This is a genomic window from Lactiplantibacillus mudanjiangensis (genome assembly GCF_005405385.1).
GTDB classification, from domain to species: domain Bacteria; phylum Bacillota; class Bacilli; order Lactobacillales; family Lactobacillaceae; genus Lactiplantibacillus; species Lactiplantibacillus mudanjiangensis.
This window is the reverse complement of record NZ_BJDY01000007.1, coordinates 198,043-211,276: the sequence shown is the minus strand read 5'-3', so window position 1 is coordinate 211,276 and position 13,234 is coordinate 198,043. Positions and strand designations below refer to the sequence as shown.

Below are 13,234 nucleotides of genomic sequence, written 5' to 3'. Positions count from 1 at the left end.
TTTCATGATTTTTACATTGATTCAGTAGACTTGTCTTTATAGATAGCTGGCTATCAAAATAAAAAAGTGGAGTGATGATATTTTGAATTCCCGAGTGTTGACAACGATTGCGCTGTGTTCAGCGACCTTAATTTTAATGACGACGGCCGCCCCAGCAACGGCGGCAATTAAGACTAATGCCAACCAACCGCGAGTAAGCCGGGCAACAACGCCGGCGACAGCCGTAAAACCGTTTGCGGATATTGATCTTTCGAAGGCTAGTCCAGTGGATAAAGCTGGTGCGTTTAAAGATGTTAAAACGATTGGTAGTGGCAAGCCAACAATTACGGATGATCGTAATGTCGATGGTAAAGTAACAGCCTTTGACGGTAACTCTGGCTATGCACTCCCGTTAGATACTGATTTCTATAAAAAGCTTGATAAAGGCGTTACGATCGAAGCCTTCTTTAAATACAGCGGCTCCGATAGTGGCGAACACGATATTTTATCAAATCAACAGGGTGGTGGACTAGGCCTTGGGGTTTATAATGGCAAACTAACTTTTTTTGCTAATGACAAAACACATAATGAACAACAACTACAAGGCGAATTTAAACATAATACCTGGATTCATGCGGTCGGTGTGATTGACACTCAGGCTAAAAAGAGTCGGCTATATATTAATGGTCAGTTAGTCAAAGAAGCCGATAATGATGGGACAATCAAACGACCGAACAGTGCGGCTAATAATTTTGTGATCGGTGGCGATAGTGGTCCTAATAATGCGCTTCAATTTGGAATGACTGGTGAAATTAAGACCGCTAAACTTTATGATCAGGTTTTAACCAAGAAAAACGTTGAAAAGTTAAGTACCATGTCATTAGCTGATGTTCATGCACCAACGGATACGATTAAACAAGGCTTTAACACTCAATTAGTCGGGCCAAGTGATGTAGTTGCTGGACATACGTATAATTTAAATGTTCATACCCGTCAATTGAAAAAAGGTGACATTAATAAATTAGAATATGATGTTATTTTTGACGCAGATAAATTTGAATATTCGGGAGCCGATAGTTTATTAGGTGGGGGGCAGCGTACACAAGTCACGCAAAAAAATGATCACACCTTACACATTGTTTCAACAGCAGGATTATCGTCGGCTGAAGTTAAACAATTTAGTCAGACACGTTTGGCTCGAGTTCAATTGAAGGCGAAGCCAGCTAAACAAAATACTAAAACCCAGCTAACGGTTAAAAACGTGAAGGCTAGTATTGATGATACCAAAGTGACTAAAGTAGACATGGATGCGGTCAATGAACAAAATGTGATGATTCATGCTAAAGATGTCAACGATTACAATGGTGACGGTATCATTGGTGTGGGTGATGTTGCGCTTGCACCTACTAAGCGTAAAGCGGCTGTTGCTAAGGCAGCTGAGATCCGGCCTTACAAGCACGTTGTTTTGTTAACAACCGATGGTGGTGGTAATCCATGGGATCCAAACGGTATGTATTATGATGATGGGACGACTAAATTCCCACATTGGACAACTGATCCTAAAATTTTAGCGAAACGCCAGAATACGCATACGATGGATTTATTCAATAATAAATTTGCTATGAGTACCACTGCTAGTGCTGTACAACCGACAATTTCTGGACAAAACTACGCATCAATGTTACATGGTTTAGCTTGGGGTGATATGGACTCGGCGTATCAATTGACAAATGCAACAGCTGGACAAAAATATTTTGAAGATTTCGGTAAAAAACAAGCTAAGTACCCATCGGTCTTTAAAGTATTACAGGCTAATAATGCTAATCAAGGTTTAGCGGCTTTCTCTGAATGGAATCCAATTTTAGATGGGATTACTGAACCTGATGCTGCGGTAGAAAAAGGGCGCTCAGCAGCTTGGCAATCTTTTGATGATGTCGCAAATTATATTGATAGTGATAAGTATGAAGATACGTCTTTAGTTTATATGCAAAGTGATCAAATGGATCATCAAGGTCATGGTCATGGTTTTTACAATGATGGCTATTGGAACAACTATAAACGATATGATGATTTATTTAAGAAAGTCATGGATAAGTTAGAAAAGACTGGCCATATTCATGATACGTTAGTGATCGCTAATGCTGATCATGGCGGGAGTGGTACCAATCATGGTGGTGTTGGCACACATGACGCTTCTAACTATAATATCTTTATTGGCCTTGGTGGTGAAACGGTTGATGCTGGACGTCGCTTAAAAGGTGGTAGCAATGCCGATATTAGTGCATTAGTATTAAATGCATTACAAGTTAAAAAACCAGCTTCTATGAAGGGCGAAGTTTTTGATACATCAGCTTTCTTACCACAAACTGAATTAGCTAAGAAAAATCGTTCAGTAGAAGGAATTACTCTTGAACGGACAACTGATCAGTTTGCGTTGAAGTTTAAGGCTCAAGGTGATCGTCAGATTCGAACTGTCGATACTCGCATTGATTTAGATGGACAAAATTTTGATCGGATCACATTGCCAGATGGTGCAAAAGTGGTTCGACAAGTCGTTGAAAATGGCATTTTGAAATTAACTCTTAGTTTCGATCGACAACCTAGTGGAACTTTAGCAAAGGTCACATTGAAAAATGAATCAGCAAAATCAGCTGGTAAAGTGGCAATCAAGGAAGCAATGCTAGGAACTGATAAAGGACAAGAAATCTTATCTGATTTAGCTAATGAGGATGCTAAAACACCTGAAAAGTCTAAACAGGATAAACTTAAAGGCAAAATTGTTTACGCGAAAAAGAAGATTGGTTTCTACAAGACAACTAGATTTACTAAGCAAAACTTATATAAAGTATTTAACGCTAAGTCTCAGAATAAATGGTCGCAATTTAAAATTGTGAAAAAACAAGGCAAGCGTTATCAAGTTAAGGATATCAATATGTGGTCCAAGACTTATGGTAAGGTGGGATATATCACAGCTAATAGCAGATATGTGACTGCTTCAGAATATACCAAGAAAGCTGTTAAAGTTAAGGTGATCAACACTTATGGTTTAGTATCTTACAAGACAGAAAGTCTAATGGGGAAGGTATCTCATTATTATAAGAAAGATACTGTCTTGAAGGTTGAACAAATCGTGAAAGTTAAGGGCAAGTATCGTTTCCAATTGAAGAACGGTAAATATATCACGGCTGACAAGCACATGATTAAAGCCTACTTTACGAAATAAGTTTTACTAAAATAAAGCACGAATCGCCCGTTAAAAAGGTGATTCGTGTTTTTTTTGAGTTAATGTTCAATTGGTTTAGAAAAACTCTTGCGATAGATCAAATCGGCATCTAGTAAAATGGTTCGTTTACCACGAGTATCAAAGATGAGCGATTCTTTCAGTGCATTGATAGCCAGTTGACCAAGTTCGTTAGTATCAATCCGAAAAGTGGTTAATGGTGGTGAAACATACTGGGCGATATCAATATCGTTAATACTAATAATCGCGGCATCTACAGGAACAGTAATCTTATGCTCATTAAAGGCTTGCAAGACGCCAACTGCCAATGGATCTGACGCCACTAAAAAACCCTTTGGTAAAGGTTGATCAACAAGTGAGGTAATGACTTGCTCACCCAAAGCTCGACCGCTTTCTACGGAAAAGTCTTTGCCGATAAAAACAAAGCGATCATCGAAGCATCCTAATTCACGCATATGACTCTCGAAATATTTTTGACGAGCGTCCATATGATGATGATTACTCTGACTGGTTGACCAGAAACCGCCCCCAATAAAACCAATTGGGGTGCAATGGCCTTTGCAAAACAAATCAATTGCGCGTTCAGTCATGGACTGCAAGTCAGGTTGAACCGAGCTGAAATGATGTGAATCCGGATTGGAGTCAACAAAGATTCTGTGCGGTGACAATTGCCGTAATTTTAACAAACTTGTTTTAGAAAATTCCCCCACAGCAATAAAGCCATCGATGTCTAATGGAACGGCTTCAAGGTTATGGTAAAAAGTTAACTGTAAATTTGCTTGTTCGCCATGTTTCACGATACTTTTTCGTAAATTACTGTAGTAGATATCCTCTAATTCCTTTTGTGGTGCGACCGCAAAAATCACGGCAATCTTATAAGCTAACCCGTGCGTTGTATTGGGTTGCTGGTAATTTAGACTTTGAGCCGTTTTGAGAATTCGTTTACGAGCCGTATCTGAAATTGAAAAAGTGGGGTCATTATTTAGTAACCGTGAAACGGTTGCCGGTGAATACCCCGCTTTAGCGGCAATTTCACGAATTGTTGTCATTTTTGCTGGCCTCCCCAGGTAATGGTTTAGTAAAAACTGTCTCATGATAGGTTGAAATAAATTGGCTAATACATAAACAACGTTAAATCCAACAATTTAATAATACGCTTACAATGGCGAAAGTAAAGGCAAGTAATGCTAGTAAATGTGTTTAAATTTTGTTTACTAGGTTTTAGTAATTAATTTATTAAACCGCTTTCATCGCCGTGAAAAATCAGCTATGCTTAAGCCATCAAAGAACGATGCAACGAAATTAATGATATGAAAGTGAGTGAGATTAGCAATGACGAATCCCTTAAAGGTAAATGAGTTTCTTCATGGCGGTGATTACAATCCCGACCAATGGCTCGATCAGCCAGCAATTATTGATCAAGACTTTAAGTTTTTTAAAGAAGCAAAATTAAATACCTTAACGCTTGGTATTTTTTCATGGGCCAAATTAGAACCGACAGAAGGTCATTACGATTTTAGTTGGCTCGATGATATTTTTGATCGAGCGGCTGCGCAAAATGGCAAAGTCATTCTGGCAACACCAAGTGGCGCACGCCCACAGTGGTTAGCACAAAAATATCTGGAGGTTTTGCGAGTCGCAGCCAATGGTCAACGCAATCAATTTGGCGAACGACACAATCACTGCTACACGTCACCGATTTACCGCGAAAAAGTCCAAACAATTAATCGAAAATTAGCAGAACGCTATGGAGATCGTGATAACTTAGTACTTTGGCACATCTCTAACGAATACGGTGGCCAATGCTATTGTGAGCTTTGCCAGGCTGAATTTCGTAACTGGCTTAAGCGAAAGTATCAAACCCTAGCAAACTTGAATCATGCTTATTGGAGTGACTTTTGGGCGCATACCTATACTGATTGGAGTCAGATTCAGGCTCCAGCGCCACAAGGTGAAAGTGATGTGATGGGCTTAAATCTTGATTGGAAACGATTTGTTACTGATCGGACGATTGATTTTTACGAAAATGAAATTAAACCGTTACGAGAATTAACGCCAAATATCCCGATTACCACAAATTTCATGGGGGGCAATCCACCAGAGTCACATGTCTTTTACGACCTGAATTATCAAAAATTTGCGCAACATGTTGATATTGTCAGTTGGGATTCTTATCCAAACTGGAGTAACGGTTATGAAAGTAGTGCGCATTTGGCAATGAAAACAGCCTTGATGAATGATATGATGCGCAGTTTGAAACATGATAATTACTTGATTATGGAAAACACGCCATCCCAAGTGAACTGGCATCCAGTTAATCGGGCGAAACGACCAGGGATGCATGAAATGGCCAGTTTACAAGAAATTGCCCATGGTGCCGATTCTGTCATGTACTTCCAATTACATCAATCACGTGGCGCGTCTGAAATGTTTCATGGCTCGGTGATCACCAACAAATTAAGTGATCAAACTCGAGTTTTCCATGATGTGACGACGGTGGGCAAGGATTTGAAGCAATTACAGGCGGCTCATAATACGCAACGAGTTACGGCTAAAGTAGCGATTGTCTTTGATTATGACAACATGTGGGCCTTGGATGACGCGCGTAATTATGCCCAAGCCACTAAACAGTATTGGCAAACGATTCAAACGCATTATCAATATTTCTGGGAACATGATATTCCAGTTGAATTTGTCAGCACGACCGATGACTTAACGGCTTATGACTTAGTGATTGACCCGATGCATTTCATGATGAGTGACGCTTTTGCAGCTAAACTCAAAGCTTATGTTGCCCAAGGTGGACATCTCGTGGGTACTTACATTACTGGTGTGGTTGATCGCAACTTCTTAGCCATTCAAGGTGCTTGGTTACCTGATTTACAAGCGACTTATGGCTTAACCGTAACGGAAACCGATACGTATTATCCAGAGCAACATAATCAATTGAAAGCGTTTAATCAGACGTATCAAGTCAATGATTATAGTGATTTGCTTGACTTGACGACAGCCAAAACGTTGGGTACTTATGAACAAGACTTCTATGCCGGTAGTGCGGCAGTGACTGAAAACCAGCTAGAACGGGGCACGGCTTATTATTTGGCAGCCCGAACGGAACAGTCATTTTTAACAGATTTTTATCAGCATATTGTCCAGCAATTACAGTTGCAACCAAGTTTGGCTGTGACAAAGACAACGGCGGCGGTTTCGATTCAAGTTCGTGAAAATGCGACGACTAACTATTACTTTGTGATCAACTTTAGTCATGTGCCAACAACCGTAACCGTCAAAGCTGGGGTGGCTGATGCACTTAATGCCAATCAACCAGTCGCTGGTGAGCAATTAATTGGGGCATATGGCGTTCGGGTATTCGCGGTAAGTAAATAATTAAATCTAATGGGGTGAAACAGATGGAAGAAAATGTTGGGCAACAAGTCGAAACCAAAAAGAAGTTATCATGGCATCAAGTCAATGAAGGCATCGCATTTGCGTTAGGGAACTTAGGGCATTCCGCATTCTATGGGGCTTTGAGTACGTACTTTATTGTGTATGTAACGAGCGGCATGTTTAGTGGGCTACCAGCGTCAATTGCGAATAAGCTGATTGGCTTGATTACTGGATTGGTTGTGGTGATCCGTTTAGCCGAAGTTGTGATTGATCCGATTCTAGGTAATGTGGTGGATAACACTAAGACACGTTGGGGAAAGTTTAAACCTTGGCAAGTCATTGGGAGTATTGTCAGTTCGGTTTTACTAGTCATTATTTTTACCGGGATTTTTGGTTTAGCTAAAGTGAACTGGGTCTTGTTTGCCATTGTTTTTGTGATTTTGTTTGTGGTGTTAGATATCTTTTATTCATTAGCGGATGTGTCTTATTGGGGCATGGTACCAGCGATTAGTGAAGATAGTCATGCTCGGGGAATCTTTACCTCGTTAGGAAGTTTTACCGGATCAATTGGTTGGAATGGTTTAACGATGGTTGTCGTACCTATCACGACTTATTTCACCTTTGTCGCTACGGGAAAACATACCCAAGGCCCACAAGGATGGTTAGCTTTTGCCATTATCGTTGGGGTAGTTGCTGTCTTATCCGCCTTATGTGTAGCCTTTGGGACGACTGAAAAAAATAACGCGATTCGCCAAGCAGCCAACGAAAAAACATCCATTAAAGATGTTTTTGTAGGGATTGCGAAGAATGATCAAATCTTATGGATTAGTTTGGCGTACTTAATGTATTCTTTGGCTTATGTTGTCACAAACGGGGTTCTGTTTTACCTCTTCAAGTTCGTTGTCGGTAAACCAGGTGAATTCTGGATTGCAGGGGCCGTTGCCACCGTTATCGGATTTGGGACCGCACCACTATATCCAATTTTGAATCGGTTTATTCCACGGAAAGTGCTATTTGCGATTGGCCAAATTTGCATGATCTTATCTTATGTTATTTTCATCGCCGCACATACGAATATGACGTTGTTAATTATTGGTTTGATTCTCTTTAACTTTACGTTTGCCCAATTAGTTGTTGTTTTATCTTTAACTGACTCGATTGAATATGGTCAGTTGAAAAATGGAAACCGTAATGAAGCCGTTGTTTTAGCGGTTCGTCCAATGTTAGATAAAATTACTGGTGCATTTTCTAATGGGATTGTTGGCTCGATCGCTTTAGTAGCCGGGATGACTGGGAGCGCGACCGCGGCGGACATGACAAGCCACGATATCAACACGTTTAATACGTTAGCGTTCTACTTACCGTTAGCTTGTTCGATTTTGTCATTATTGATTTTTATGTTTAAAGTAAAAATTACTGAAAAACAACATGCGATTATTGTGGATGAATTACAAGCTAAGTTAGCTACTGGTGATATGAGTATCAGTGATGACGCCTCAGCTGTAACGGCGGATGTGACAACCACCGTCTTAGCACCAGTGAGTGGTCAAATCTTGCCACTAGATGAAGTCGATAATGGTCGTGACCAACAAGGCTTACCAGGAACGGGGTTTGCGATTGAACCTAGTGATGGTCGAATTTATGCGCCATTTGATGGGACGATTAAGTTCACTTTCTCCACGAAGCATACATTTGGGATTGTTTCTGAACAAGGGTTAGAAACAATTATCCATGCCGGTATTGATACAGTTAATTTACGCGGTGAAGGCTTTACGACTTATTATCAAGATGGTCAACAAGTTCACACGGGTGATTTATTATTAACCTTTGATCGTGATTTAATTCGTCAAAGCGGGTACAACGATGTGGTGATTACGTTCTTCACCCAACCAGGTCGGATTACTCAGGCCACGCCATTGGTATCCAAGGTTATTGATCATGGTGATCAAGTGATGCAAGTAACGTTAAGCGATAAATAATGCTATTAAACGGATCTCATTCAAAGAGATTCGTTTTTTGTTGTCTATCAATTCAATAATATTTGACGGCCATGAAACCCACATGATAATCTATAAAAAACATGTATTAATAATAGCTTCATTAAACTATAATGATAAACTATGAAAACGGGGGTATTCAGATGGAATACTTAAAGCTAATTGGGATTGCCATCATTATTTTAGGTTTTGCCTTTAAACTAGATACGATTGCGGTGGTTATTGTCTCAGCTGTTGCAACCGCTTTAGTTGCGGGCATTTCGGTGCCAGATTTGTTAACTTTGTTGGGTAAGAGTTTTATTGAAAATCGAGTGGTTTCGTTGTTCTTCTTAACGTTGCCGATGATTGGCGTCATTGAACGACATGGCTTGAAAGAAGCCGCCGTCAATGCCATTCAAAAGTTGAAAAATTTAACACCCGGACGTATTTTGAATCTTTACTTGCTCATTCGGGAAGTGGCCTGTGCCTTTGGGATTACGTTATCTGGTCAAGTTCAATTTGTGCGGCCTTTAATCAGTCCAATGGTCCAAGCTGCAGCGAGTGTACATGAAAAATTAACGTCTAAACAAGTTGATTTAATCAAAGGTCGCTCTGCCGCCGTGGATAATTTTGGAAACTTCTATGCCCAAAACTTATTCGTTGCTTCTGGTGGGGTCTTATTGATGGCTAGTACGATGAAATCGCTTGGGCATGCCATCGAACCAACTAGTATCGTCCTATATTCAATTCCAATGGCGATTATTACGTTGGTCATTACGAGTTTGTATAATATTCACTTTGATCGTCAATTTAATTTAAAAGGCAATCAAAAATCGGAGGCTAACCATGACTAATTTTATAACGAATTTCTTGGAAGTCTTCTATGTCTTAATCGGATTAATTATGTTATTTGCTGGGATTGAATCTTTCCGTGATAAGGAGAATCCAGCGCGGATTGGGACTGGCCTTTTCTGGGTGATCTTGGCCGTGATTTTCGCGGGTGGTCGTTTATTGCCTTACCCAGTTATTGGTGGGTTAATCTTGTTATTGGGTGTTTTATCCTTGCTCAAACAGATCAAACCAGGCAATATCAAAGGGATTGATGAAAAGATCGCCGAGACTTCAGCCAAACGTTTAGGTGGCTGGATTTTTATGCCTAGTGTAGTCTTAGCTATCTTATCGATTGTGATTGCCCAGTTTACGCCATTAGGTGGTCAAATTGGGATCGGGATTTCATCAGTGGTCGCTTTAATTACGGCTGTCTGGATGACGAAATCAAGTGCCAAGACGGCCTATCATGATAGCGAACGGATGGTACGTTCGATGGGAACCGCCGGAATTTTACCACAATTATTAGCCATGCTGGGGGCCGTCTTTACGGCTTCTGGGGTTGGTGAATTAACGGCCAAGGCGATTTCAGGGGTCTTCCCAGTCGGCAACCATTTATTAGGCGTGGTGCTCTATTGTTTAGCAATGGCGATTTTCACGATGATCATGGGGAATGGTTTTGCCGCTTTTGCCGTGATCACCGCTGGGATTGGGATTCCATTCGTCGTGGCTCAAGGTGGGTCACCGGTTGTGGTCGCCGCCATCGGGATGACGTCTGGGTATTGTGGGACGTTGATGACCCCCATGGCAGCCAACTTTAACTCATTGCCAGTTGCCTTAATGGAAATGAAAGACAACATGGGTGTCATCAAACAACAAGCCCCAATTGCATTGACTTTATTAGTGATTCAAATCTTTTTGATGTATTTCTTAGCATTTTAATGGGAGGTTACTCAGTATGAAAATTTTAGTAACAGGTTTTGATCCATTTGGTGACGATAAGATTAATCCAGCCATTGAAACGGTGAAACGTTTACCGGACACAATTGCCGGCGCTGAAATTATTAAACTTGAAATTCCGACTGTTTTTGATCGCTGTGCCGAAGTCGTGCATGAGGCGATTGTTAAGGAACAACCTGATTACGTGTTAAATGTCGGTCAAGCTGGTGGGCGTTTTGGACTAACACCAGAACGGGTGGCGATTAACTTTGATGATGGTCGGATTGCCGATAATGCCGGGTTCCAACCTTTAAACCGCACGATTCATGATGATGGTGACAATGCGTACTTTACGCAATTACCAGTTAAAGCCATGGCTCGAGCAATTCGGGCCGCTGGCTTACCAAGTGCGGTATCGACTACGGCGGGGACGTATGTCTGCAACCACATCATGTATCAAGTTCAATATATGCGGGCTAAAGAATTTCCACAACTCAAGGCGGGGTTCATTCATATTCCATTCCTACCTGACCAAGTCACCACGCGGCCAAATACACCAGCGATGTCGTTAGTTGATGATGTTCGTGGATTAACGGCGGCGTTAACCGCGATTGTTGAGCGTGATGGCAAAGCAGATATTGAAACTATTGAAGGTAGTATTGCTTAAAAACAAAACGAGTCGTTTAAATCTAATTTAGATTTAAACGGCTTTTTTCTTTTGACATGAAAGCTAGGCCAATTAGCCATCTATGTCAGTCAGTGATTCTGCCAGCTATATTGTGAATACAGATTGATCTAATAATCGCTATTACAGCCGTGAGTGAGTTCATATTGAGCCCAGCCGTGGGGGCCTCTTAGCGATTTATCGCTTAGAGGCCGGCATTTTTGAAACACGGGTTTTGTGGTTCAAAATGATGGTCGAGACCGTTCTGTGGCTCGACCAGTCCGCCCACAGCGTTCCGGCTCAATGTGGGCGAACGGCAGGTGGCAAGTAGAGCTGATTTTAATCAGTGATGGCAATATAAAAACACCAATCAGTGCGATTGGTGTTTTTTTTGAGATTAATCAAATGGGTATTTCATGCCCCAAGCATTGCGGACATTGTTTAGAATATGGGTGACATCATGTGAACGATCGAGTTGACCGTCATCATGACCTTGATCGATGTAACGTTGCATGTCAGCAACTTCGTATTGTAAAGCTTTAGTGTCGTCACCAGCACTAATGGTTTCAGTCGTTTGCGTGTGTGCGTCAACCGTGTAAGTGATTTTGGCTTCGGTAGCGCGTGGATAGTTGTCGATTTCAACGTAGCCTTTAGTCCCAGAAACGACCCCACGTTTTGGTTGTTTAGCCCGCATGGATAAAGCCATGACAGCGAGTTGTTCGTCATCGTTCTTTAAGATAATGCCGGATTGTTCATCAACGCCAGTTTCAAAATACTTAGCTGTAGTTAGGGTGACATCGGGTTGTGAGTTCAAGAAGGTGCGGGCAAAAGCGGTGGCATAACCGCCAATATCAAGTAAAGCGCCACCGGCAAGTTGCTTATTGAAGAAACGATTCTTAGGATCATAGTCTTTCAAACTCCCAAAGTTAACTTGAACCAGCTTAATGTCACCGAGCTTGCCGGCCGCAATTAAGTCTTGAACTTGTTGGAAGATCGGCATGTGATAAAGGGTGAAGCCTTCAGTTAAAATCAGGTGTTTTTCTTTAGCGATTGCTTGGACTTCGTCAAATTGACGCGCATTGACGGTAATCGCCTTTTCGCAAAAGACGTGTTTACCAGCGAGCAAGGCTTTTTTGATGTAGTCGTAGTGGTATGTGTGTGGTGTGGCGATATAAACAATATCGACATTTGGATCAGCGATCAAATCGTCAGGATTTTGATAACGATTAGTAATGTTTTTTTCATCAGCAAACTTGTTTAACATTTCAGCGTTAACGTCAGCGACCGCGTAAATCTGACCGTTAACGGCATTTAAAGCATCAGCCATCTCATGTGCGATCCAGCCAGTTCCAATCATACCCCAGTTATAAGTTGTCATTTTAAAGTTCCTTTCTTTGATGTTGACTGTGTGTATCATCTGTAAATGTAATGAAGTCGGTCATTTCATGGTCAAAATAAGATGTTGCAATCACGCCGGTTAACGGTTGCAACTTTTCAGCTGCAGTAATGAGTTGATCGGCCTGTTCAAAGGTTGCATCCACTAATAAGTTACCCAGTGGTGTCCGGCTAAAGCTAGCGACACTGGCATCAGCGCGTTGTTCGGCGTGACCACCTAGTTGCTCAACTTGTTGCATGATAGCGGGTAATGCCGGTGCAACGACTTCTAAACATAGTGGGATCGTGACGTTTAAAGTGGGCGTCAGTCGTTCGGCTGGTGCTAAGATCACGTATCGCTTGGCTTGATGTGCATATAATTTTTCTAATGTATGAATACCACCACGACTTTTCAACACATGCCAGTTTTCGTCTAAGCTGTCGCAACCATCAAACATAATATCGATTGTAGCCGGCAAATCGGTTAAAACGGGTAGCCCGAGTGCTCGACAAGTTTGACGGGTTAATTCTGAGGGTGTTGCGACTTGTAAGTCGAGTGCCGGTTTCGTTGCGAGTGCTTGGACTAAGTTTTGGACATTGTGACCACCGCCTAAGCCAACGGTGGTATGTGGCTTGATTAAGCTTAAAGCGGTTTGAATAACTGCTTCGATAAAAATCACCTTCCAAATATTGTGAGGAAAAATTTCAATTTGAAATTAGTTTTGAAATTAAATTTCATAAAAAGAATAACGTTGAAAGATAATTTTGTCAAGCACCATCATGAATTTAATTGACATTATTGCCGATAACCGGTACGTTAAACGGTAGTAAATACCAATTGAACGG

9 protein-coding genes are annotated in these 13,234 nt (G+C 41.2%); 6 read left to right on the top strand and 3 right to left on the bottom strand.

What is annotated here, in order from left to right; translation table 11 throughout:
- Positions 1–82: 82 nt before the first annotated feature.
- Positions 83–3,202 (top strand): LamG-like jellyroll fold domain-containing protein, encoded by a 3,120-nt coding sequence (locus FFM84_RS14345; RefSeq protein ID WP_130845964.1) that lies wholly within the window; start codon positions 83–85, stop codon positions 3,200–3,202.
- 59 nt (positions 3,203–3,261) lie between these two features.
- On the opposite strand, the gene FFM84_RS14340 is transcribed toward FFM84_RS14345, so the two are convergent.
- Complete coding sequence (locus FFM84_RS14340; protein ID WP_130845963.1) at positions 3,262–4,269, bottom strand: LacI family DNA-binding transcriptional regulator; 1,008 nt, start codon at positions 4,267–4,269, stop codon at positions 3,262–3,264.
- A 283-nt stretch (positions 4,270–4,552) separates the two neighbouring features.
- Between FFM84_RS14340 and FFM84_RS14335 the strand changes: the two genes are divergently transcribed.
- From FFM84_RS14335 to pcp, 5 genes are all read left to right on the top strand, one after another.
- Positions 4,553–6,607 (top strand): beta-galactosidase, encoded by a 2,055-nt coding sequence (locus FFM84_RS14335; protein ID WP_130845962.1) that lies wholly within the window; start codon positions 4,553–4,555, stop codon positions 6,605–6,607.
- A 23-nt stretch (positions 6,608–6,630) separates the two neighbouring features.
- Complete coding sequence (locus FFM84_RS14330; protein WP_130845961.1) at positions 6,631–8,586, top strand: sugar MFS transporter; 1,956 nt, start codon at positions 6,631–6,633, stop codon at positions 8,584–8,586.
- Between the two features lie 161 nt (positions 8,587–8,747).
- On the top strand, positions 8,748–9,437 hold the full coding sequence (locus FFM84_RS14325; RefSeq protein ID WP_130845960.1) for a DUF969 domain-containing protein: 690 nt from the start codon (positions 8,748–8,750) through the stop codon (positions 9,435–9,437).
- Positions 9,430–10,353, top strand: coding sequence for a DUF979 domain-containing protein (locus FFM84_RS14320; protein WP_130845959.1), 924 nt, complete (start codon positions 9,430–9,432; stop codon positions 10,351–10,353). The genes FFM84_RS14325 and FFM84_RS14320 overlap by 8 nt, the downstream gene beginning before the upstream one ends.
- Before the next feature lie 16 nt (positions 10,354–10,369).
- Positions 10,370–11,017: a pyroglutamyl-peptidase I gene (gene pcp / locus FFM84_RS14315; protein ID WP_130845958.1), complete on the top strand. Its 648-nt coding sequence runs from the start codon at positions 10,370–10,372 to the stop codon at positions 11,015–11,017.
- 394 nt (positions 11,018–11,411) lie between these two features.
- Here the strand turns inward: pcp and FFM84_RS14310 are convergent, their stop codons facing one another.
- Both FFM84_RS14310 and FFM84_RS14305 read right to left on the bottom strand, forming a co-directional pair.
- Positions 11,412–12,392, bottom strand: a complete 981-nt coding sequence (locus FFM84_RS14310) for a Gfo/Idh/MocA family protein (protein WP_130845957.1) — start codon at positions 12,390–12,392, stop codon at positions 11,412–11,414.
- A gap of 1 nt (position 12,393) precedes the next feature.
- Positions 12,394–13,068, bottom strand: a complete 675-nt coding sequence (locus tag FFM84_RS14305; protein ID WP_165444405.1) for a ribose-5-phosphate isomerase A — start codon at positions 13,066–13,068, stop codon at positions 12,394–12,396.
- Positions 13,069–13,234 lie beyond the last annotated feature (166 nt).